This is a genomic window from Halomonas sp. JB37 (assembly GCF_002332255.1).
GTDB classification, from domain to species: Bacteria; Pseudomonadota; Gammaproteobacteria; order Pseudomonadales; family Halomonadaceae; genus Vreelandella; species Vreelandella casei.
On record NZ_NRGW01000001.1, the window covers coordinates 3305183 to 3328237 of the forward strand.

The window sequence follows — 23055 nt, forward strand, 5'->3', positions numbered from 1 at the left end:
TATTGCTGAGGCCATAGTTAGCTTGAGGGTAGCGCACGCTGTAACGCCGTCAGCAGTGTCGCATCGCGTCGATAGATATCAGGCCTAAACTCTACCTCTCCCTGCTCATTCGGCCAGGCGGTTAAATAATGCAGCGCCACGGGTATCCGCTGAGTCAGGCTCACATTGCGATCACTGCCCCCACTTAGCAGGCTGCTCATTTGATAACGGCTGCCGGTATCTTGCAGCAGCATCTGCGCAAGCTCGGCCACCCCCTCGACGCGAATGCAGCCGGAGCTTAACGCACGCTGGTCGCGCTGAAACAGGCCGCGGGCAGGCGTGTCGTGTAAATAGATCATGTCGTTATTAGGAAAGCGCACGACCACGCGCCCTAGCGGGTTACCCACACCGGCCACCTGGCGCAACATAACGCCGCCTGGGCGCTGCCAGTCAATCTCCTCAGCAATCAGCGGCACGCCCGCTGGGCTAATCACCTGAATATTTTGACGCGCCAAATAACCGATATCCGCCCGCACGCGAGGCAATACGTCCTCACGCATAATAGTGGGCGGTATTGTCCAAGAAGGATTAATGGTTAGATGACTGATCGCCGAGTGGATAATGGGCGTTTCACGGCTTGGCGACCCTACCACCACGCGCGCATCCCACTGCTGACCATTAGGACGCACGTAGTGCATTCGGTAGCCCGCAATGTCGACCCACACACGCGGCTCGGCAAACTGCATTGGACGTATCCAGCGCGCGCGCTCTAAGTTGACACGCAGCTGATCAATACGCGTGGCAACCGATGTATTTAACGCCAAGCGCGTTTGCTCACCGACCACCCCATCAGCTTGCAATAAGTGACGCCGCTGAAAGCGTCTCACGGCCGTTTCCAGTGACGCATCAAAAAGGCGCCGATTGGTTGCCGTGCCCTTCACTCCAATCAGTGGATAAGCACCGCTGTCGGCTACCAATAAATCGGTATCGCCCCAGAGAGCTAAGCGCTGGCGAAGTACAACGACATCATCTGTTTCGTCGCCTGGGCGGAGTGACTCCTCCCGCGCGGCCAAGTAAGGCGTGCTGCTCAGATCAGCCAACTGGTAATGTTGCTTTAAGGCATCGCGCAACTGCTGATATTCAGCCGATGAGGGACGGGCCAGCGCGATAGCGTCTTCCAGCTTATTATCCTCAATGGCATGCACAACGCGCAGCAGTGAGTATCCGCGCGCGGCGCGCGGCGCGTCCCAATGGGGCTCAACATCCCGCGGGTCGACCTTGCCACGCTCTACATGATCCAGCGCCAGCAGCAGCGACTGGGTTGCCTTGATATCAAATGCCGCCTGCGCCGACACTCCTAAGGTCTGGCTACGATGAAATTCATTGAGCAACGTGTCGGCGTGATAATCCATTGGCGCCAAGCCGTCACTTTCCAAGCCATTCAACGCAGCCACCAACGACTCAACCGTTAAGACAGCCTGCCAAACCGGCTGACCGTCACGCAGTTGATAAAACTCGGCAATGGGTAGATGCTGCTCTTCGGCAGTGATTAGCTGCTGCGCTAACGCTTGCTGCAATGGCGCTGAGTCTGCATATGCACTGTTAATACCTAAAGCACTGTGGGTAAGCGTTAGGCACAGGGCGGTTCCCAGCGCCCATCGTTTTAGTGGCTGCATCTCGTTCATCGCTCTCTCCTTGCGTTACTATCGCGTTCCACACTAGCCGCCCCGTCTTTTTATCTTAGTCGGCTGTGGTCATCATGACTGATATTGTTTGCAGGATCGATTTATATGGCGCTTCGTTTAAAACTTATCATGCTGCTATGTTTTCCTTTTTTAGCATTATTTACATTACCGCTATACGCCGCCGGCTTCTTTGCTCAGGTTGCCTCAACGCCGCCTCCCGGCGTGCCACCGTTACAGCATCAGTTGCTGCAGCTGGCTCCTCAGGCAACGCATCAGGCGCTGCGCTTGGCTGCCCAAGCACTTAACTGCGCGGCACCGAATGCCGAGCGTCTGGCGGTGATCGACTACTCGCTGCCGTCTACCGAGCCACGTCTGTGGGTATTTGATTTGCGCCAGCATCAACTGCTCTTTGAAGAGCTGGTTTCACATGGTCAGGGCTCCGGCGACATGCAGGCGGAAACTTTCTCCAATACGCCTGACAGCCACCAGTCGAGCCTGGGGCTATTTCGTACGATGAACAGTTACTACGGCAGCAACGGCTATTCACTGCGTTTAGAAGGCCTTGAGCCCAACGTCAATGATCTAGCGTATGAACGCGCCATTGTCATTCACGGCGCGGACTACGTGAGCGATGCCTTTATCACTCAAACGGGCCGGTTAGGACGCAGTCATGGCTGCCCGGCCGTTCGTGAAGATGTGACGTATCCGCTCATCGACAGCCTTAAAGAGGATCAGTATGTTTTCGCCTATTATCCCGATGCCGAGTGGCTGGCCACCTCTGCCTTTCTAGGCTGCACAGCGGCCAACGATCAGATTGCTCGCCGCTAAGCTCGCGGCATGTGCGCACCAATAGCATTTCGTTTTCACGCACGGCCTATGCCATGCTGCCCCCACAGCAACTCTATTTTTTATCAGTTCTATTTCTTCATCCGTCGCAATGGGAAACAGCATATGACCAACGTCAAAAAGCTAGACCTCGCCTTACAAGGTGGTGGCGCCCACGGCGCTTATACCTGGGGAGTGATTGATCGCCTGCTGGCGGATGATCGCATTGAAATAGAGGGCATCAGCGGCACCAGCGCCGGGGCAATGAACGGCGTAGTCATGGCCGATGCGCTGACCCGAGGCGATAAACAAACCGCCCGACAAGCGCTGCACGACTTCTGGCAAGCGGTCAGCCGCGCAGGTATGGCCAGCCCCATTCGCCGCTCCCCCATGGATATGCTGACCGGCAACTGGAGCCTTGACCAATCGCCCGGCTTTGTCGCCATGGACTTATTAAGTCGCGTATTGTCGCCCTACCAGCTTAATCCGCTGAACGTTAATCCGCTGCGCGACATAGTGGCCAGCCATATTGATTTTGAGCGGGTTCGACAATGCCAGCAGCTCAAGCTATTTATCACGGCGACCAACGTGCGCACGGGAAAACAGCGCGTGTTTCGCCGCGAAGAAATGAGCGTTGATGCGGTAATGGCCTCGGCCTGCCTGCCCTTTATGTTCCAAGCCGTAGAAATCGATGGTGAGGCCTACTGGGACGGCGGCTATATGGGCAATCCCGCCCTGTTTCCGTTAATGGAAGAGTGCGGTGCGCGGGATATCCTTCTCATACAAATTAATCCCATTAGCCGCGATGAGATACCCACCTCCGCCTCGGCGATTATGAATCGCCTTAACGAAATCACGTTTAACTCAGCGCTGATAAAAGAGATCCGAATGATCGCGCTGCTTAAGCATGCCCTTGAAGAGCAAGGTATTACAAACTGCTATCAGCAGGCACTGTTTCATCGCATCAGCGGTGAACAAGCGCTTGAAGAGCTCTCCGTTTCCAGTTAATCCAATTCTGAGTGGGCTTTTTTATGCCACCTCTTTGAACACGGCCAGGCCGCCGCCGAACGCTGGTTGAGCGAGAATTTCGACGCTATTGGCGACCACTCCACGCTGGATATAGATACGGTTTATCTGAATGAATAAGCAACGCCACGAATAGGCTCGCTCATATATTTTCAACTTGCCCCTACTGCTAAGCACCAAGATGCCGCAGAGCTGATATCGCGTGCCCAATCATGCAGCATAGTGATGGGATTGATCCGCTTCAAACACCTTTCTAAAAAAATAAGATTATGATTTTTAAAAATAAATAGGCAACTGGCAAACTACCTGCATAACTCCTACCAGTGGTGGTAGGCGTGGACCAGGCCCAACAGGGTACGAGTGCGTCGAAACTGACCTTCAATGATGAAGGCATGTTCTCGTCAATTGTTTGCGCGGCGCGGTTTTGATCAGCGTTGTGTAACAAAAAACTCGTTTTATGCCCTGTGAGGCCATCATGGACATTCGCAATAAAGCCAACCGCATTCGACTGTTTAATTTTTCCACACCGCAAATGCGCGCTTTTCACTTCTCATGGTTCGCGTTCCATATCTGCTTTTTCGGCTGGTTCGGCATCGCCCCCCTAATGGCGATTGTGCGTGAAGATCTGTCACTCACCCAAACACAAATTGGTAATACGATTATTGCCTCGGTCGCCATTACGGTGATTGTTCGGCTAGCAATTGGCATCCTTTGTGATCGAATCGGTCCACGTAAAACCTATACCGGCCTGCTGCTGTTAGGCGCCATCCCCGTGATGGGCATTGGCTTCGCCAATAGTTTTGAGACATTTCTGCTGGCACGCTTAGCCATTGGTGCCATCGGCGCTTCGTTTGTGATCACGCAATACCACACCACGATGATGTTCGCGCCTAACGTAGTGGGAACCGCTAATGCCACCAGCGCGGGCTGGGGCAACTTGGGAGGTGGCACCACACAGATTTTGATGCCTCTCATCTTCTCAGGCCTGCTGATGCTAGGTGCTAACGAAGCCTTCGGCTGGCGATTGGCGATGATGGTGCCCGGCGTGGTCATGCTGTTTACCGGCATCGGTTACTGGCTGTTCACCCAGGATGCTCCCAACGGCAACTTCAGTGAGCTGCGCGCACGAGGCGAGCTACCGGAAGCCACCGGTGAAAACGGCGCCAAGCAAAGCTTTCTAGCCGCGGCTAAGGATATACGTGTATGGGCGCTATTCGTTGTCTATGGTCTCTGCTTCGGCGTCGAACTGACGATTAACAATATTGCGGCGATCTACTTCTTTGATAAATTTGATCTCACTTTAGCCACTGCGGGCCTGATCGCTGGCTTATTCGGGCTGATGAATATTTTTGCCCGCACGCTAGGCGGCGTCTTCTCGGATCTTTTCGCCAAGCAAAACGGTTTAAAAGGACGCGTACGCTGGCTGTTTATCGCCCTCATTTTCGAAGGCATTGCGCTGGTGGCGTTCTCACAAATGCATGTATTGAGCCTCGCCATTGGCATCATGTTGGTGTTTAGCCTGTTTGTACAAATGGCCGAAGGTGCCACCTACGGCGTGGTGCCCTTTATCAATAAAAAAGCGCTGGGTGCGGTAGCGGGCATTGTCGGCGCGGGCGGTAACGTAGGCGCAGTGGGTGCAGCGTTCCTGTTTCGAAGCGAGAGCTTGAGCTATCAGCAGGGCCTGTTCTATTTAGGGCTTACGGTGTTGGCGCTGGCATCCTGTGTATTGCTGGTACGCTTTAGCGATGCCACCGAAGCCGAAGAGGCTAAAGCCTACCGCGATGCGGTGGGCGATGAAGTAGGCGCAGGCGCGCTATCATTGCGTTAAGCGCTTTTAAATACACCCCTGCGCTTCACAGCGATGAGGGAGTCATGACTTTAAGCGGTACGCTACCAGGGAAAACTCTATGTCTTCAGCGCAGCAGCTGCTACTAACCGCCATCCGTTGCGATATCGATAGCCTCTCCCACCTTGCCACTACCGCTGATATTGTCGGTGACATTAGCCGCTTTATTCATATGCTACAGCGTGAGCGTGGCGCCTCCACGGTCTATCTTGCCTCTCAAGGACAGCGCTTCAAAGCACGTCGCGATAGCTACCGCCAGCACAGCGAGCAGGCTGAAACGCTAATGCGTCAGCGGTTGGAAGCGCTTAGTCAAGAGGCTCGTCCACAGGCTGCTGCTCGCCTATTGCGCCGTATCGCCGCCGTTTGGCATGCCCTTGATGAACTTGGCACGCTGCGCCAAGCCATTGATACGTTTTTGATCTCTCCCGATGCCGCGACCCAAGCGTTTAATCAGTTGACCAGTGGGCTGCTAGCGATTGTCTTTGAAGGCGCGGACACCTCCATTGATCCCGACATTACCCGCAGCCTGGTGGCTATTTTCCACTTAATGCAAGGCAAAGAGCTGGCTGGCCAAGAGCGCGCCTGCGGTGCGTTTGGTTTTACCCATGGCCACTTTGATGAAGCACACCGCGACTTATTAAATCAGCTAGTGGCTGATCAAACGCGTTGTTTTGATACCTTTTTGGAATTTGCCACGCCCGAAGCTCAGCAGGCTTGGCATACCGAATGCTCGCCACGTACGCTATCGGGCATCTGCCATCTACGCGACATCGCCTGCCGCCCCTCACCCAGCGCGCAGCATCCACCTAGCGACAATGCTAATACGCTGAGCGAAACCTGGTACGAACTCATGACGCTACGCATTGATTCAATGAAAACGGTCGAAGAAGCGCTTATCGATCAGTTAAGCACCCTTTGTCATCGCAAAATAGCTCAGGCCAACGCTGCGTTAGCGAAGGCTAACGTCATGCCCTTTCGCTACATGCCCGCCCCCTACGAACAGCTGCTAGCGCTAAATGACGCCCAGCCGCTCGGTCATTTGACGGCCGACGCGCTAACGTCACCGCTAGGACGCTCGCTGATTGAACTGACCCAAGCCCAGGCGAGCCGCCTGCAAGGGCTTAGCGACGAGTTGGAAAATACCCGTAAAGCCCTGCGTGAGCGTAAACTGATTGAACGCGCTAAAGGCCTGATCATGGCACATCAAGACATGAGCGAAGAGGAGGCCTATCGGTTTTTGCGTAAAACCTCGATGGACCAAAGCAAAAGTATGGCGGACATGGCCCAAGCCATTTTGGATCTCTCGGCCATGCTTAAACGCAAAGAAGAGCACCGCTCCCGTTAGGCCGACATAAGCTGGCATCGCATCACGTGGAATAAGCTTATGTTTGCAGGATGACCGCTCCTTGGCCATGCTAAAGGCCACCTGTTTAATCCAGCAAGGAGTGCAATCCTATGCATCACGGCGTGCTATTGATTACCGGCGCATCAAGCGGCATCGGAGCAGCGACTGCTCGTGCCGCCGCCAGGGAAGGTTACAAACTGGTATTAGCGGCTCGCTCTAGTGACAAGCTCAGCGCACTCGCCCAAGAGCTAGGGCCAGAAAATGTGCTGCCCTATTCACTTGATGTCACCAACATGGAGCAACAGCAGGCGATGGTCGAACAGGCTATCGAAACCTTCGGTCGGTTAGATGCCGTTTTTGTCAACGCTGGCCGCGGCGGCTCGCCTGGTGGCTTTAGTGACGCTGACCATACCGCTTGGCGAGAGATGATCCTGACCAATGTCTATGGCGCAGGCCTCACCATTCAGGCCTGCTTACCGGCCCTAAAACGTAGTAAAGGACAGGTAGTTTTAACAGGCTCCTCAGCCGGTCGCACCACCATTCCCGGTTCGATGTACAGTGCGACCAAGTGGGCGATAACAGGCATTGGCTATAATCTGCGCGAAGAACTTCGTGGCACCGGCATGCGCGTCACGCTGATTGAGCCAGGGATGGTCGACACGCCGTTTTTTGACGAGCCGCCGGAGCATGCCCTTGAAGATCGCGATGTCGCCAACGCCGTCATCTATGCGCTGTCACAGCCTGCTCATGTGGATGTTAATGAAATACTCATTCGGCCGACGCCACCCGTCGCGTAAGCACTATTCGTCTAGCAACGTAGTCAATAGCGTGCTTATCGTGGTTCAGCAAGGGGTCATACCTTGCAATTAGCCGGCACTGACCGCATAACGTGATATTACCAAGCGCGCTAAGTAATTTTGCACTCCACGCGCCCACGACGTCATATGCAGGTGAACCATGAGCCAACTCGCCAATACCGCCCTCTCCGTGCTGGACTTAGCCCCGATACGCCAAGGCGGTAGCGCCGCTGAGACTTTTCGCGACAGCGCGGCGCTAGCACAATTAGCCGAGCGGCTGGGCTATACCCGTTACTGGCTAGCCGAGCATCACAACATTGCTGGCATCGCCAGTGCCGCCACCGCTGTGTTAATCGGCCACGTCGCCGGGCAAACCTCGACGATCCGCGTAGGCAGCGGCGGCATCATGCTGCCGAATCATCCACCGCTGGTGATTGCCGAGCAGTTTGGCACGCTGGAAACGCTGTATCCTGGCCGTATTGACCTAGGTTTAGGGCGTGCCCCTGGCTCTGATGGCGCCACCATGCAGGCCATGCGCCGCAATGCCCATGCCGGCGTCGATGACTTTCCTCAGTTACTCAATGAGTTAAGTAGCTACTTAGCTGACGCCGAACCTCATCAGCGCGTTAAAGCCGTTCCCGGCCAGGGAACACATGTGCCGATATGGCTGCTAGGATCTAGCGGTTACAGTGCGCAGCTGGCAGCCAAGCTTGGCTTACCTTTTGCGTTTGCCGCCCAGTTTGCACCGGGCTATTTATTTGAGGCTTTGCGGCTATATCGCGACAACTTCCGCCCTTCCGAACATCTTGCCAAGCCCCATGCGATGGTTGGCTTACCCGTGATGGCGGCTGAAAGTGATGCGATGGCCCACTACCTAGCCACCACCGCACAGCAGAAGTTTCTTAATCTAATTCGAGGCAAGCCTACTCAGTCGCTGCCACCGGTTGAACAACTAGATTGGTCACCGGCTGAGCAGGCTCAAGTTAGCCAGTTTTTAGGCGCGGCGATTATTGGTGGGCCTGAGACAGTGAAAGCCGAGCTGGAAGAGTTTCAAGCACGCACCGGCGCTGATGAGTTAATGATTAATAGTGACTTTTTTAATCATTCAGATCGCTTGCGCAGCTATGAAATTGTCGCCGAGGTCGCTCGCTGATCGCTTAGCCGTTGCTTAGGTATTCGCTAGACATTCGATAACCAATAGGCTTTAAACCAGAGGGCACCGCTAGAAAGCTTATGACAACACTCACCTTCACGCCGATGACAGAAGATGATTTCGCCGTCTTTTGGCCAACGTTTCAAGCGATTGTCGCGGCACAAGAAACTTACGCGATTGAGCCCAGCATCAGTATCGAGGCGGCGCGCCAGCTATGGCTTAAAGCACCTAAAGCCAGCGTGGTCGCCAAGGATGCCAGCGGCCAACTATTAGGCGCGTACTACCTAAAAGCCAATGCTGCAGGCCCCGGTGATCACGTATGTAACTGTGGTTACATGGTGGCCCCCGCCGCGCGGGGCAAAGGCGTTGCACGGGCCATGTGCGAGCATTCCCAGCAGCAGGCACATCAGCTAGGTTTTCTAGCGATGCAATACAACGCGGTGGTGGCGACTAATGAGGTTGCCGTCGCGTTATGGCAAAAACTCGGATTTAGCATTGTCGGCACGGTTCCCAATGCCTTTCGCCATGCGCAGCTTGGTTTTGTCGATACCCACGTGATGTATAAAGTGCTGCCAGGCCACTAAGGTCTGCCGCTTCTTGGCGATTCTTGGCGATTCTTGGCGATTCTTGGCGATTCTTGGCGATTCTTTACCCAGTCAAAAGTAATGATGAGATCTAAGCAAAGGCCGCGCACATTAAGCGGTTTTCCGGTAAGGTTCAGTGCATAAGTTAAGTCGGCCTAGCCGTCAATCAACGATTGATTGCACCGACCACCTGAACCTTACACTTTTCACGGGAAAGCATTTCAGAATGTTTAAACCGGCTTTTATTTCACGCCTCTCTCTGCGCTCACGTTTTATTGCCCTGATTGCTACCTTAATCTTCGCGACCACGCTGCTGCTTGGGTGGGTGGCCGCTCGGGAAACAGCCCACCAGTTGGAATCAAACATTGGCTACGCGGCGTCAGAATCCGCCTACCAAATGGTAGACAAGCTTGACCGCAGCATGGATGCGCGTGTTAAAGAGGTCAAGCTACTACTAGGGATTCAGGCGCTCACTAATGACAATGATTTGAGCGTACTGCGCGAGCAGTTAGAGCTATTGCAGAGCAATCATAATGTCGTTTCCTGGATTGGTTTTACCAATCCAGAAGGCATCATCCAGGTTGCAACGGATGGCACTCTAGAAGGAGAATCTATCGCGGCGCGCCCGGTATTTATCGAGGGTCGGCAAGCACTTTGGGTGGGGGATGTTCATGAAGCATTGCTGCTTGCCAAGTTACTGCCTAACCCGAGTGGCGAAGCCCTTAAGTTTGTTGACATCGCCACACCGGTGACCGACCAAAACGGCGAGCTACGCGGTGTGCTTGCCGTGCATTTAAGCTGGGAGTGGGCGCGGTACGTTGAAAACTCCATGCTATCACCGTCGGTACACCAGCAAGACACTGAAATGCTGCTGCTGTCGGCTGATAACACAGTGCTACTAGGGCCTGCAGAGATGATTGGCCAGCCACTCAATACGCTGAAACATTTACCCAGTCGCGACAACCCAACGCCTCAGTGGGCAATCGAAACATGGCCTAGCGGTGAGCGGTTTGTGACAGGCTATACACGCAGCAGCGGCTTTGAAGACTTCCCAGGTCTAGGCTGGGTAGCGGTTAGCCGCCAACCCATTGCTACTGCCTTTGCTCCCGTAAAGCAGCTTCAAGCGGCCATTATGGGCACAGGGGTATTGCTAGCCTTGGTGTTCGCGTTGATTGGTTGGATCATTGCATCACGCATGGTTGCTCCCCTCACCCGCTTAGCAAGGGCTGCTGATCGTATAAAAGAGGGCGAGAATGGCGACACTATCCCGCTTGAAAGCGGCTCTCCAGAGCTTAAACGCCTATCTACTTCAATGCGTAATATGGTCGATCGTCTATTGGTCCAGAACTACACCATCAACCGTCTGGAAGATTTAGCGAATACTGACCCGCTCACCGGCCTGCCTAACCGCGCGTTCCTCAATCAGTATCTGCAGCTAGCGATTCCCGAAGCAGAAAGAAATCTGCAAAGTATGGCGGTTATTTTCATCGATCTAGATGGCTTCAAGCAGGTTAATGACGAGCTGGGCCATCATGCCGGCGATTTACTGCTGATTGAGATCACACAGCGGCTGAAAAACGCACTGCGCAGTGGTGATGTCGTGGCCCGCTTGGGTGGCGATGAGTTTGTCATGGTGCTTAAAACGAAACCTGAGAATCTTGAAATGCTCACCCATGAGGTAAGTAAGCGTTTACTAAACGCCATTGCCGACCCCATCTTATTACCTGAAAACGAGCAGGCCACCGTCGGCTGCAGTTTAGGCGCGGCTTGGTGGCCTCAGCACGGTCACCATATAAACACGGTTATGAAACTTGCCGATGTCGCGCTTTACACAGCCAAAAGCCAAGGCAAACATCAGTTGGTAATTCACACCCCTTAAACATCCACTCCAAAGCAGCGCTGCAGCTGCTGCTCAGCGGCATCGCTGCCCATAGCCGTCAATTTGGCAATATTGCGCTCGGGGATAGCATCGGTATCGCCGTAAAACTCAATCGCCTTCTCGACGCTCTCTTCACGCAACAAGTGGACCATCGCGTAGGGGGAGCGGTTGGTATAATTAGAAGCATCCTCAGGCTCAGCGCCATCAAAGCAGTAATCAGGATGAAAGGTTGCGAGTTGATAGATGCCTTCATAGCCCTGATCGACCAAAATATGCTCAGCCAGCTCAACAAAGTCGAGATAATGGTCAAAGCTTTTAAACAACGTTGGAAATACCAGCAAGGTTGTTTCCGTCTCCGGGTGCTCGTCTAACCACTGCACTTCAACCATCAGCTCTTCAAGCGCCACTTCCATTTTCTTGGAACGTACGACCTCGACGCGAATGGATTCACGCTCTAACTCCCGCTGCGCAAATGGGCAAATATCCTGCGCCACAATGAAGGTGCGCACCCAGCTTAGCGTTTGCGCCACTATTTGATTATCCGCGTGCATAGCACCCTCTTTAGCATTAGCCCGACAATGGCCGATGGACAGATCGCGGCAGTTTATCAGTTGCCGTCAGTTGCCACTACGTGGCCCTATCAGGCGTGCTCTTGGTAGCGCTTTAAAGCGACTTCATAGGATTTATGAATATGGTCGTTCATTAGTTCTCGCGCCGCCCTGACATCGCGCTGTAACGCTAGCTCAACGAGCTGGTGATGCTGCTCGTCAAGCTCTTGACGAATCGTTGGCATTTTCGGACCCAAGCGACGATAGCGATCAAACTGGTCGTGCAACTGCTCAATAAAGCGCAATAGCCAAACGGAACCACAGGGCGCCACCAGCGTACGATGAAATTGCGTATGCAAGTGCTCCCACGGCTCGCCTTTATCCAAACTGATATCCGCGCGTTTCAGGCGGTGCGCGGCGGCCAGCAAATCGGCCTCCCACAGCGAATCGCCATGGCTGATTGCCCGCTCCAACGCCATGCCCTCCATTTCCAGACGCATCTGGACAATATCTTCCAATTCCTCACGCGACAGCTTTGGAACCCGAAAACCACGCTGATTTTCCTGTATCAACAGACCATAGGCCGCCAACTTATTGAGTGCTTCTCGTAACGGGCTCAAGCCTACGTCATAGCGCTCTTTGAGCGCATTAATGGCAAGCTTTTCGCCCGCAATAAAACGCCCCCCCACTAAGTCTTTACGCAAGTGATCAAATACGCGGCTTGATGCTGTTGCAGCTAATTTAGGTAAAGAATCACTCATAATGCTGTCCCTTTATTATTTCGCGCTCGTGATCATTCTTCGCTTCAGTATTGACGCCACACCGAGCACTATCTATAGTCTATTTTATATAAAATAATCGATTTTTTTAACCTACGAACGATAAATAAGGTCGGATATGCTTTCTATCTCATTGTCAGCCCTGCAGGGCCACTGTCCATGAAAACACGGGGCATGAAAGTGCAATCCGTCCCCTGGCAATTGTTTTGGGCATTTTTCCGCGTAGGCATCTTCGGCTTTGGCGGTGGCCCTTCCATGATACCGCTTGTACGTGCCGAGGTTGTCACCCGTTACCAATGGCTCACCGATGAAGAATTCGCCGACGTATTAGCGATCGGCAATACCTTGCCAGGCCCCATCGCCACCAAAATGCCCGGCTACATTGGCTACCGAGTAGGCGGCACAATGGGCTGTATTGCCTCAGTTATTGCCGTCATTTTTCCTATGATAGTGGCAATGATAGTCATGTTAGGCATTTTTAGCCGATATCACGATGTTGCTTGGATTCGAGGCATGGGCCAAGCAGTGGTTCCAGTGGTGATGGTAATGATGGCGCAGCTAACCTGGGACTTTTTTGATAAATCCAAGGCGTCGCTTGGCTGGCTAGTCAGCATAGCCATGGTGATTATTTCTGCTGGACTCATCTATTGGCTCGGCATTCATCCTGGCTGGGTCATTGGTGCCATCTTACTGGCTGCCCTGCTTCGACCCTCCAGCAAGAAAAAAACGGAGGAGACCGCGTGATTTACTGGGATCTCTTCTTAGCTTTTTTTATTCCCAATATTATCGGCTACGGCGGCGGCCCGGCGATTATTCCTTTAATTGAAGCCGAGGTCGTCGGCCGCTACGGCTGGATGACGTCTCAAGCCTTTGCTGAAACGCTTGCCTTAGGCAACGCTTTACCCAGCCCTATCGCGACCAAAATGGCGGGCTACGTTGGTTATGAAGTCGCTGGCGTTGGAGGCGCTTTCGTTTCGATCGCGGCCACCGTCATTCCTTCCTTACTGTTAATGCTTGGCGCATTGGGGTTGCTGTATCGGCACCGCGAATCGCCACGCGTGAAGCGTATGAGCCAATGGGTTCGCCCAGTCATCGCTATGATGATGGCATGGTTGACCTTGGGTTTTCTGCTTGAAGGTATTAACACCAGCGGCGTCATTCACACACTGATTATCGGAATCGTCGCTGCCATAGCCCTGATTCGCTTTAAAACGCACCCAGCCTTTGTCGTCATGGGCGCCTTGATTTATGGGGCGCTTATTATTCCGTAAAGGATAACCTCCTTTTTACAAAAACAGCCAGTCGACGTTAACGCCACAACTCACAAAATTTAATCATAATTAAAGGGACAACCCATGACATTTAAATCGCTATTCACTACTTCCGTTTTAGCGGCTGCATTCTCGATTCCAGCATTTGCTAACGCAGCTGACCAGTACCCTGAAAAACCCGTTGAGTTTATAGTGCCCTGGGGGCCAGGTGGAGGCAGTGACTTGCTAATGCGGATAGTTAGCAAACATCTTGAAGAAGAGTTAGATCAAGCAGTACCCGTTATTAATATGCCTGGCGCAAGCGGCACTGTTGGTTTACGCGAAGCCTCACGCCGCAATAACGATGGATATACTATTTCCCAAATACATGAAGGCTTACTCATCGCGCATTATTCAGGCGTGACTGATCTCAACTGGGATGATTTCGACATCGTTTCAATGATGACGAGTGATAATTCCGTCATCGTGGTAAATGCAGACACTGGCTGGGAAACGCTCGACGATATGCTTGAAGATGTTACCGCCAGCCCGGGCGAGTACCGCATGGGCGTTACGCTGGGTGGTATTCCACATTTGTGGGCCGTGCAATTTGAAGAATCCACCGGCACCGAGTTTGGCTATGTAGGCTATGAAGGAACAGGGGAAAGGCTTCGCGCACTTGCGGGCGGGCATATCACTGTGGCGATCGAAGATTACTTTTCAGCACGCGCATTCGTTGAGAATGGTGATTTGAATGTATTAGCGGCAGCTACCTCCGAGCGCATTGCGGAGTTGCCCGATACGCCCACGCTGAAAGAGCTAGGCCATGACCTTGAGTTTTTGGTCACGCGTGGAATAGTTGTACCCAAAGGCACGCCTGAGGAAGTGATTGTTACGTTAGAAAGCGCACTTGAAAATGTTGCTAATAGCGAAGGCTTTAAAACCGATATTGAAAACGTTGGCGGTACTGTGCGCTATATGAATCGAGAAGATTACACCGCTTATTTAGAGCGCAATGACGAATTCATTAAAAATAACGCACATCTTCTTAACTAATTTAATGTTGCGTTTTAGGAGGCTTTCATGGAGCGCAGAAATTCAGAGACAGCACTAATACCTGCTTTGCAGGTGCTGTCTTATTTCATTATCGCCCTTGGCGCTGTATTTATGGCCTTCAAGGCCGGCTCATTGCCGGCCTCTCGTTGGGAGCCCATGAGTGCAGGTACCTTTCCACAAATCATTTTTTTTGGCGTTGCCTTGTTATGTGGAGTAGCCGCCGTTGTTGAAATATCTAAACAGGGCTTCCCTCGCACATCGTTTAATGTTGCCTGGAGAAGATTAATTGCATTAAAGGCAGTTATCATAAACTTGGCATTATTTATTATTTACATGATGTTTATGCCTGTCGCTGGATTTATTGTCAGTACGTTTTTATACCTAGCCATCGCTCAACTTTACTTGGCACCTAAAAAGCCTATTACGTTATTAATTGCTATTTTTGTTGCCGCTCTTTTTTCTGCTGGGCCTTACTATTTATTTTCTGAGGTCTTCAATATCTATCTTCCCCGTGCCCAATGGTAAGGTGATTCATGACTGATGCTTTTCTCATAGCGTTAGGGGGCGTAACAGAACCCTATACGCTATTGCTAATGGCAGTAGCGACGTTTGCAGGTATTGTTGCCGCTGCAATTCCTGGTTTCACAATCACAATGGCCATTGTCCTCACGTTGCCACTCACGTTCGCCATGCCCCCCATGCAGGGCATATCGATCATGCTCTCTGTTTACGTAGGTGGCTTGAGTGGAGGGTTATTTAGCGCTGCTCTCTTGGGCATTCCGGGAACGCCTTCATCAGTGGCGACAACATTTGATGCCTTTCCCATGGCCAGGCAAGGCAACCCTGGGAAAGCACTGTCTTTGGGGTTGTTCGCCTCCTTCGTAGGATCAATCATTTCTATTGCAGTGCTGATTGTCGCAGCACCTCCTCTGGCTCTTCTGGCCGTCAAACTAGGCCCTTGGGAATACTTCGCGCTTATTATCTTTGCGTTGACCGTTATTGCTAGCCTTGTGGGAGATTCTCTCATTAGAGGACTAATTGCAGGTCTTATCGGTATTGCCATTGCAACTATCGGGCCCGACCCATTAATGGGCCGCGAGCGGTTTACGTTTGGCTTTGAGATTCTAACGGCGGGGATACCCTTCCTCGTTGTATTAATAGGCATGTACGCTATGAGCCAACTATTGTCGGAATTAGAACCCACAAAAAGCAGCGGTCAGCACTCTTCAGGCTCATTAATTAGCGGTGATATGCGGCCTCATCTCTGGCAGACAGTAAAAGATATCGTATTAAAACCTGCCAATGTCATTCGCTCGTCTTTACTCGGCGTGTTTATTGGCGCAGTTCCCGGTGCGGGCAGCTCAATTTCAAACCTACTGGCTTATGATCAAGCGAAGCGTGCTTCCAAACATCCTGAAACGTTCGGTAAGGGGGAGCCTCAAGGCGTAGTTGCCTCTGAGTCAGGCAACTCTTCTACGGTAGGCGGCAGCCTTATACCGCTGATTGCGTTAGGTATCCCAGGATCACCCGCTGATGCCGTGTTGATGGCCGCGATCATGGTACATGGCATCAGCATTGGCCCACGCCTAATTCTTGATCATCCTGATTTGGTTTACAGTATGTTTATTGCCATGGCGATAGCATCTGTATTTATGCTGTTGATTGGTATTATTTTGATGCGCGTTTTTTTACGCTTATTGAATGTTCCCAAGTACATCATAGTGCCGGTAGTACTCACTTGCTGTGCAATCGGCACTTACACTCTCAACAACCGCTTGTCTGATCTTTATTTACTGGCCTGCATTGGCGCTGTGGGTTATATCCTAAAGAAACTGGATTATCCTCTTGCCCCCCTCGTTCTGGGCGTTGTATTGGGCCCTATCGCAGAAACTAACTTAAGACGAGCTTTTCAGACTAGCACTGACTGGACGCTATTTTTTACACGCCCCATATCTGCGCTACTCCTCACTCTAGCGGTTGTTTCCGTGGTTTACAGTATTTATAGCTATGTAAAACAGCGTCGTCTAATCGCTCAGCGTCTAGCTGCCACATCTAATTAGGAAGACTAATGCAAACTAATCCACATCATTATCCTTCTGCCTCACGCCGTATGGTTACCTTCGGTAAGCGTGGCATGGTTGCGACATCTCAGTCTCTTGCCGCACAAGTAGGCATCGATATTCTACGCAACGGTGGTAATGCCATTGATGCAGCGATTGCAACGGCAGCAGCCTTAACCGTAGTAGAGCCAACATCTAACGGGATTGGTAGTGATGCGTTTGCTTTAGTATGGGTAAAGGGTGAATTGCATGGGCTAAACGCTAGCGGCCCGGCTCCCAAAAGTATTTCATGCGACGCTATCAAAGCACTTGGCTACGATGAAATGCCTGCCCATGGCTTAGTCCCGGTTACCGTGCCTGGCGCTCCTGGCGCCTGGGCCGCACTATCAGAGCGATTCGGCAAACTGCCTTTCGAGCAGCTATTGGCCCCAGCAATAGAGTTAGCGGAGCAGGGCTTCGCCGTATCACCTCTGGTAAGCCAGCTCTGGGAAAAAGCTGAAAAGCGCTATGGCCAGTATGGGACAAAAGAATTTTCACCTTGGTTTGCGCATTTCACTCCCAATGGACATGCGCCAAAGGCAGGTGAGATTTGGCGCTCGCCAGACATGGCTAGGACGCTACGTGCCATTGCCTCTAGCAATGGCACTGCGTTTTATCAGGGAAGCTTAGCGGATGAAATAGATGCTTTCTCACGCCAGCACGGGGGCTTCCTGCGTAAAGAAGATTTACAAGCATTCAAACCAGAGTGGGTCAAACCTATAAGCGTCCGATATCGCGGCCACGACATTTGGGAAATTCCTCCCAATGGCAGCGGGTTAATTGTTCTTGAAGCATTAGGCATACTTGAGTCATTAGGTAGCGAACCAGCGGATCAGGTAGAAGTTCTTCACCGTCGTATCGAAGCAACCAAGCTTGGTTATGTGGATGGCTTGAACTACATTACTGAGCGCTCGGCGATGAAACCAAGCGTTGAGCAAATGCTATCGAGTGACTATCTTTCACAGCGTGCTGATCTTATTGGTAAAAATGCGATTGACCCTGTCCATGGCAACCCAATAAAGGGCGGCACCGTCTATCTGGCAACGGCGGACGATGAAGGCAATATGGTGTCTTTCATTCAAAGCAATTTTGAAGGCTTTGGCTCTGGAATAGTCGTACCGGGTACCGGCATTAGCCTGCAGAACCGCGGCTGGTCGTTCTCACTCGATCCTACGCACCCTAATGCCTTAGCGCCTGGCAAACGCACCTATCACACCATCATTCCGGGCTTTATCACCAAAGATAATCAAGCCGTTGGACCATTTGGCGTTATGGGCGGCTATATGCAGCCGCAGGGTCATGTACAGGTGGTGACGGCCATGCTTGAAGATCAACTCAATCCTCAGGCAGCGCTCGATATGCCGCGCTGGAAATGGACCAAAGGCAAAACCATCGAAGTCGAGGCTGATTTCCCCAACCATTTAGCCTTAGCGCTGGCCCGCCGTGGGCACGACATCGTTAAGGTGGCCGATTCAATCAGCTTTGGCCGTGGTCAAATTATCCTGCGCGATCCTGAAACCGGTGTACTGCAAGGTGGCACCGAGCCGCGCACCGATGGGGCCGTATTACCCTGGTAGATCGCTTTCCTGCTCACATGCTCTCCGTCGCGTTGCCGTTTCAGGCAACCGGCGGTTGAACTAGCTATCCACGCTTAACCCCCGCATCATGGCACTACTTTTTTTACTCAGTGTTTTGCCTCTTCAGCTATGCCGTCATCACGTCAGCCTTCATCTTCTTCATCTGTGCCCTCTTCTTCAGCGGCCACTTCACCGCTAAGCGGCTTTTTGGGCGTCTTTCGCTATAGCCGTCGCGCGCTTGGTTTGGTATGGCAAACCTCGCGCTGGATGATGCTGGGATTAGCACTATGCACGCTGGTCGCGGGCGTCTTACCAGCCGTGGCGGCATGGATTGGCCAATTGATCGTGGATGGCGTCGTTAGTGCTATGGACGCCCATCAGGCAGCGTCAAATCCCAACCTGCTGGCATCCATTGCGCCGGTACTCACGCTAGTGGGGATAGAGGCGCTCATCATTGGTTTAATCGCGCTGGCCCAGCGCGGCCTTTCGGCTCAGCAGTCACTTTTGCGTGCCATGCTGGGGCAAAAAGTGAACGTCATGATTCTGGAGAAAGCGGGCACGCTGTCACTCAGCCAGTTTGAAGACTCCGAGCTATACGACCAGCTGACGCGTGCGCGGCGTGAAGCATCTACGCGCCCGCTGGCGCTGGTCAACAAAACCTTTGGACTGCTGCAAAATGCAATCTCGCTTGGTAGCTTCAGTGTCCTGTTAGTGCAGTTTTCCCCCTGGGCGCTACTGATTTTAGTGGTGGGCGCACTGCCGGTGTTTATCTCGGAAGCTAAGTTTTCGGGCGATGCTTTCCGGCTGTTTCGCTGGCGTTCGCCGCAAAACCGTATGCAGATCTATTTAGAGACGCTGCTTACCCGGGAAGACAGCATTAAAGAGGTCAAATTGTTTGGCCTTGAAGGATTATTTCTTAAACGCTACCGCGCTATTTTCACCCAGCTATTCGCCGAAGATCGCCGCTTAACGCTACGCCGGGAAAGCTGGGGATTTTTGTTAGGTTTGCTGGGCACTCTGACGTTTTACCTTGCCTACGGCTGGGTCGTGGTTGAAACAATTATCGGCGCGCTGACGCTGGGCCAAATGACCATGTATTTAATGGTCTTCAAACAGGGGCAAACAGCCCTCTCGGCGAGCCTCACCGCCATCAGCGGCATGTACGAAGACAACCTCTACCTCTCCAATCTTTATGAATATTTGGAGCAGCCGGTTGAGCCCGAAAACGGCACGCTAACCCAGGGTGTTGCCCCCGGAGATGGCCTGCGCTTTGAACAAGTCAGTTTCTCTTATCCTGGCAGCGCCGATGTTTTACACGATATTTCATTGCATCTTGCCCCTGGCCAAAGCCTAGCCTTAGTAGGTGAAAACGGGTCGGGGAAAACCACGCTTATCAAACTGCTAACGCGGCTTTATCGCCCCACGCAAGGGCGTATTCTGCTCGATGGTAGCCACCTGCAGGAGTGGAGTACCCAGGCGCTACGTGAACGTACCGGCGTCATTTTTCAGGACTTCGTACGCTATCAGCTCAGGGTGGGTGAAAATCTTGGCGTCGGCGATACTCGCGCGTTTGACGACGAACAGCGCTGGCAGCAGGCCGCGCGCCATGGCATGGCCGATGACTTTATTGGCCGCATGGCCAGCGGCTACCACACTCAGCTTGGTCGTTGGTTTAAGAATGGGCGGGAGCTCTCTGGCGGGCAGTGGCAAAAAATTGCGTTATCGCGTGCTTACATGCGCCAAAACGCCGATATTTTAGTGCTAGATGAGCCCACGGCGGCCATGGACGCCGCCGCAGAGGCCGACATATTCGCCCGCTTTCGCGAGCATAGTCAGCAGAAAATGACGATTCTGATCTCCCACCGCTTCTCAACCGTTCGCAGCGCTGATCTCATTTTAGTCATCGATCAAGGCCATATTATTGAGCGCGGCACACATGAAGAGTTATTAAAAGCACAGGGTCGCTATGCAATGCTGTTTCAACTACAGGCAGAAGGCTATCGCTAGATAGATCACGGTAACAACACATCAAACCGCTGCTTAATACAACGCGCCAGACTGGCGATGAGGTAAGGTTTGGAGGTGCCAGAAGAGCTTTTGGAGATGCCAGAGGAGATATTGCCAAAACGCTGAGCTTAAACACTTCGCTTAAGCGGCTTGGCGATATCCCCTCAGACCCTTTTGATCTTTACGCGAGTAGCTTCCTTTGCCTTTTTTCGGTGCCTGCTGCTGCATTTTAAACATGGGCGTTCGCAGCTGCGCTTTTAATGCGTTGTCTTGGACCTTGCGCTGTTTCATCGTTTTATCCTTACGTTAAAAGATGCCTGCTCAAAACAGGCATCCCATCAGACATCGGCTATCTTTTAGTGTCCAAGCACCCGCTTACTCATCCCATGCCGGTGCAAAGCCGGGATTAGCAATACGCTCTTGGCGATCCAACATGGCAATATCGTCCATCTCACTGTCGCTTAACACTAAATCAAAAGCAGCAATATTGCTTTGAATATTACGCGCCTTAGTGGAAGAAGGAATTGTAATCATCTTACGCTGATTGACCCAGGCCAGGGCAACTTGCGCAGGAGTTACTTTATGCGCGTCGGCAATTTGCTTGAGGATCGGATCGTCCATCACCTTACCTACCGCCAGCGGCATAAATGCAGTCACCTGAATGCCCAGGTGCTCGCAGTGCTCTGCTAGCTTACGGTTCTGCAGGAAGGGGTGAACCTCGATCTGATTGGTCAGAATTTCATCTTTACCCAGGATGCTAACCGCCTCGTCCACCTGATTGCAGGTAAAGTTAGAAATACCAATATGGCGGGCTTTACCCTCCGCTTTGATTTCCTTCAGAGCCGTCAAATAATCGGCCATAGGCACGTCACCCTCTGGTGATGGCCAGTGGATCAACAGCAGGTCAACGTACCCTGTGCCCAGTTTCTGGAGACTTTCGTCTACGCTGACCTTCAGCCTTGAGGGCTCCAAATTGTCAAACCACACCTTGGTGGTGAGGAAAATATCGCTGCGGTGCACGTCACTGTCATGAATAGCCTCGCCAACTTCCGCTTCATTGCCATAAAACTGCGCCGTGTCGATGTGCCGATACCCGGCCTCAAGCGCTGCATGAATGCTCTGCTTGAGCGTTTCGCCCTCCAGGCGAAAAGTACCGAATCCGGGATTAGGAATTACATTTTGCATCATTAACATCCTTTTCTATTGATAGCGTGTTAACTAACATGGGGCAGTCACCCGCGCACTTCAACCCATGCACCCAAATCTTCGCCTACCATGATGATGCTATGACCTCTGCTACCCATTCACTGCCCAGCTCTTCGGAACCATTAGTACCGCTGCATCGCCAGTCCGGCTTTTTAAGCTTTTTGCTATCGCGATTAGCGGCGGTATTTGCCATGCAGATTCAGGCCATTGTGGTGGCCTGGCAGGTGTATGACATAACCCGAGACCCGATGGCCCTGGCCTATGTGGGCCTGGCTCAGTTTCTACCCATGGTGCTATTGCTACTGCCTGCCGGCGATTTTGTCGACCGCTTTTCGCGCAAACGTATCTTGCAACTTAGCTGGGTCGTTCAGGGCCTGTGTAGCGCGCTGCTGCTGACGCTTTCGCTAAATGGAAGTCAAAGCGTTAGCGGCTTTTACGCGGTATTAGCATTGTTCGGTGCCGCGCGGGCTTTTACCGGCCCGGCCTTACAAAGCCTGCTGCCCAATATCGTTCCCCGCGCGCAGCTTGCCTCTGCGATCGCGTTAAACAGCTCTATCATGAAAGTGGCGGTAATTCTTGGCCCGCTATTAGGCGGCATTCTGTACGGGCTAGGGGGTGGCAGCCTGGCGTATAGCGTCTGCTTAGGATGCTTTATAGCCGCATTATTTCTACTGCTGCCGGTGCCCATTCGCTATATTGAAGCGGCTAAAACGCTGGAGAGTACCGCCATCAAGCGTTTTACCGCAGGCATTCGCTACATACGCTATCAGCCGATTATTTTAGGAGCGATTTCGCTGGATTTGTTTGCCGTGCTACTAGGCGGAGTGGTGGCACTGCTGCCTATCTATGCACAAGAGGTGCTGCACGTGGGGCCCGAAGGATTAGGCGCACTGCGAAGCGCGATTGCTGTCGGCGCACTGCTTATGGGGCTGTACTTAGGCATACGCGGCATCAAGCGTCGCGCAGGGCTGGTTATGTTTGTGGCGGTCACTGTTTTCGGCATTGCCAATCTGGTGTTCGCTTTCTCGACGTTTTTTTGGCTTTCGATGGCGGCCATGTTAGTGGCTGGCGCTGCCGATATGATTAGCGTTTATGTACGTACCACCCTGATTCAGCTCGCGACTCCCGATGAAATGCGCGGGCGCGTCAACGCAGTTAATATGCTGTTTATTGGCTCCAGTAATGAGCTAGGTGAGTTTCGCGCAGGCAGTATGGCGGCATGGTTTGGCGCCGTACCGGCAGCCATCATTGGCAGCGTAGGCACATTAGCGGTCGTTGGCGCATGGGTGAAGATTTTCCCCACCCTGCGCCAGGTCGACCGCTTTGACGACGCTCGTTGATACAAAGCACATATTAACGCGCCAGCAGCGTGATAGCGGTAGCGGGGCGCGCTCTAAAAGCGATAATTGTGCAC

Annotated in this window: 20 protein-coding genes and 1 pseudogene; 16 read left to right on the plus strand and 5 right to left on the minus strand. The window is 52.6% G+C overall.

The features are described 5' to 3' along the window. Nucleotides 1–17 precede the first annotated feature (17 nt). A complete protein-coding gene (locus tag CIK78_RS15415) occupies nucleotides 18–1664 on the minus strand; it encodes a L,D-transpeptidase family protein (RefSeq protein ID WP_096281731.1) in 1647 nt (548 codons plus the stop codon). 105 nt (nucleotides 1665–1769) lie between these two features. On the opposite strand from CIK78_RS15415, the gene CIK78_RS15420 reads away from it, so the two are divergent. The 8 genes and pseudogenes from CIK78_RS15420 (at nucleotide 1770) to CIK78_RS15455 (ending at nucleotide 11119) form a co-directional block, all read left to right on the plus strand. After that, entirely contained in the window at nucleotides 1770–2492 is a 723-nt protein-coding gene (locus CIK78_RS15420; RefSeq protein WP_096281733.1) for a murein L,D-transpeptidase catalytic domain family protein, read from the plus strand. A gap of 123 nt (nucleotides 2493–2615) precedes the next feature. Further along, a pseudogene (locus tag CIK78_RS15425) lies at nucleotides 2616–3635 on the plus strand (patatin-like phospholipase family protein). Between the two features lie 355 nt (nucleotides 3636–3990). Further along, nucleotides 3991–5343, plus strand: a complete 1353-nt coding sequence (locus CIK78_RS15430) for an MFS transporter (RefSeq protein ID WP_096281735.1) — start codon at nucleotides 3991–3993, stop codon at nucleotides 5341–5343. 79 nt (nucleotides 5344–5422) lie between these two features. Then, a complete protein-coding gene (locus CIK78_RS15435) occupies nucleotides 5423–6706 on the plus strand; it encodes a nitrate regulatory protein (RefSeq protein WP_096281737.1) in 1284 nt (427 codons plus the stop codon). A gap of 110 nt (nucleotides 6707–6816) precedes the next feature. Then, nucleotides 6817–7503 (plus strand): SDR family oxidoreductase, encoded by a 687-nt coding sequence (locus CIK78_RS15440; RefSeq protein WP_096281739.1) that lies wholly within the window; start codon nucleotides 6817–6819, stop codon nucleotides 7501–7503. Between the two features lie 160 nt (nucleotides 7504–7663). After that, the gene (locus CIK78_RS15445) at nucleotides 7664–8656 is read left to right on the plus strand and encodes an LLM class flavin-dependent oxidoreductase (RefSeq protein ID WP_096281741.1); all 993 of its coding nucleotides are present in this window, start codon (nucleotides 7664–7666) and stop codon (nucleotides 8654–8656) included. A gap of 80 nt (nucleotides 8657–8736) precedes the next feature. After that, nucleotides 8737–9240: an N-acetyltransferase gene (locus CIK78_RS15450; protein ID WP_096281743.1), complete on the plus strand. Its 504-nt coding sequence runs from the start codon at nucleotides 8737–8739 to the stop codon at nucleotides 9238–9240. A 226-nt stretch (nucleotides 9241–9466) separates the two neighbouring features. Continuing rightward, complete coding sequence (locus CIK78_RS15455) at nucleotides 9467–11119, plus strand: GGDEF domain-containing protein (protein WP_096281745.1); 1653 nt, start codon at nucleotides 9467–9469, stop codon at nucleotides 11117–11119. On the opposite strand, the gene CIK78_RS15460 is transcribed toward CIK78_RS15455, so the two are convergent. Both CIK78_RS15460 and CIK78_RS15465 read right to left on the minus strand, forming a co-directional pair. Beyond that, nucleotides 11116–11670, minus strand: a complete 555-nt coding sequence (locus CIK78_RS15460) for a DUF1415 domain-containing protein (RefSeq protein WP_096281747.1) — start codon at nucleotides 11668–11670, stop codon at nucleotides 11116–11118. The two genes, CIK78_RS15455 and CIK78_RS15460, sit on opposite strands and share 4 nt — an antisense overlap. Before the next feature lie 89 nt (nucleotides 11671–11759). Further along, complete coding sequence (locus CIK78_RS15465; protein ID WP_096281749.1) at nucleotides 11760–12428, minus strand: FCD domain-containing protein; 669 nt, start codon at nucleotides 12426–12428, stop codon at nucleotides 11760–11762. A gap of 192 nt (nucleotides 12429–12620) precedes the next feature. Between CIK78_RS15465 and CIK78_RS15470 the strand changes: the two genes are divergently transcribed. The 7 genes from CIK78_RS15470 (at nucleotide 12621) to CIK78_RS15500 (ending at nucleotide 20435) form a co-directional block, all read left to right on the plus strand. Next, entirely contained in the window at nucleotides 12621–13190 is a 570-nt protein-coding gene (locus CIK78_RS15470; RefSeq protein WP_096281751.1) for a chromate transporter, read from the plus strand. Then, on the plus strand, nucleotides 13187–13717 hold the full coding sequence (locus CIK78_RS15475) for a chromate transporter (RefSeq protein WP_096281753.1): 531 nt from the start codon (nucleotides 13187–13189) through the stop codon (nucleotides 13715–13717). The genes CIK78_RS15470 and CIK78_RS15475 overlap by 4 nt, the downstream gene beginning before the upstream one ends. Before the next feature lie 84 nt (nucleotides 13718–13801). Then, nucleotides 13802–14752 carry a tripartite tricarboxylate transporter substrate binding protein gene (locus CIK78_RS15480; RefSeq protein WP_096281755.1) on the plus strand — a complete coding sequence of 317 codons (951 nt, stop codon included), beginning with the start codon at nucleotides 13802–13804 and terminating at the stop codon, nucleotides 14750–14752. A 27-nt stretch (nucleotides 14753–14779) separates the two neighbouring features. Then, complete coding sequence (locus CIK78_RS15485; RefSeq protein ID WP_096281757.1) at nucleotides 14780–15277, plus strand: tripartite tricarboxylate transporter TctB family protein; 498 nt, start codon at nucleotides 14780–14782, stop codon at nucleotides 15275–15277. A gap of 8 nt (nucleotides 15278–15285) precedes the next feature. Then, nucleotides 15286–16812 carry a tripartite tricarboxylate transporter permease gene (locus CIK78_RS15490; protein ID WP_096281759.1) on the plus strand — a complete coding sequence of 509 codons (1527 nt, stop codon included), beginning with the start codon at nucleotides 15286–15288 and terminating at the stop codon, nucleotides 16810–16812. An 8-nt stretch (nucleotides 16813–16820) separates the two neighbouring features. Beyond that, complete coding sequence (locus CIK78_RS15495) at nucleotides 16821–18428, plus strand: gamma-glutamyltransferase family protein (RefSeq protein WP_096281761.1); 1608 nt, start codon at nucleotides 16821–16823, stop codon at nucleotides 18426–18428. Between the two features lie 129 nt (nucleotides 18429–18557). Then, nucleotides 18558–20435: an ABC transporter ATP-binding protein gene (locus tag CIK78_RS15500; protein WP_096281763.1), complete on the plus strand. Its 1878-nt coding sequence runs from the start codon at nucleotides 18558–18560 to the stop codon at nucleotides 20433–20435. Between the two features lie 141 nt (nucleotides 20436–20576). Here CIK78_RS15500 and arfA read toward each other — a convergent pair whose 3' ends face one another. Together arfA and dkgB are read right to left on the minus strand one after the other, a co-directional pair. After that, nucleotides 20577–20726, minus strand: a complete 150-nt coding sequence (gene arfA, locus CIK78_RS15505; protein ID WP_096281765.1) for an alternative ribosome rescue factor ArfA — start codon at nucleotides 20724–20726, stop codon at nucleotides 20577–20579. Nucleotides 20727–20810: 84 nt separating this feature from the next. Beyond that, a complete protein-coding gene (gene dkgB, locus CIK78_RS15510; RefSeq protein ID WP_096281767.1) occupies nucleotides 20811–21629 on the minus strand; it encodes a 2,5-didehydrogluconate reductase DkgB in 819 nt (272 codons plus the stop codon). Between the two features lie 92 nt (nucleotides 21630–21721). Between dkgB and CIK78_RS15515 the strand changes: the two genes are divergently transcribed. Then, on the plus strand, nucleotides 21722–22981 hold the full coding sequence (locus CIK78_RS15515) for an MFS transporter (protein WP_096282414.1): 1260 nt from the start codon (nucleotides 21722–21724) through the stop codon (nucleotides 22979–22981). Nucleotides 22982–23055 lie beyond the last annotated feature (74 nt).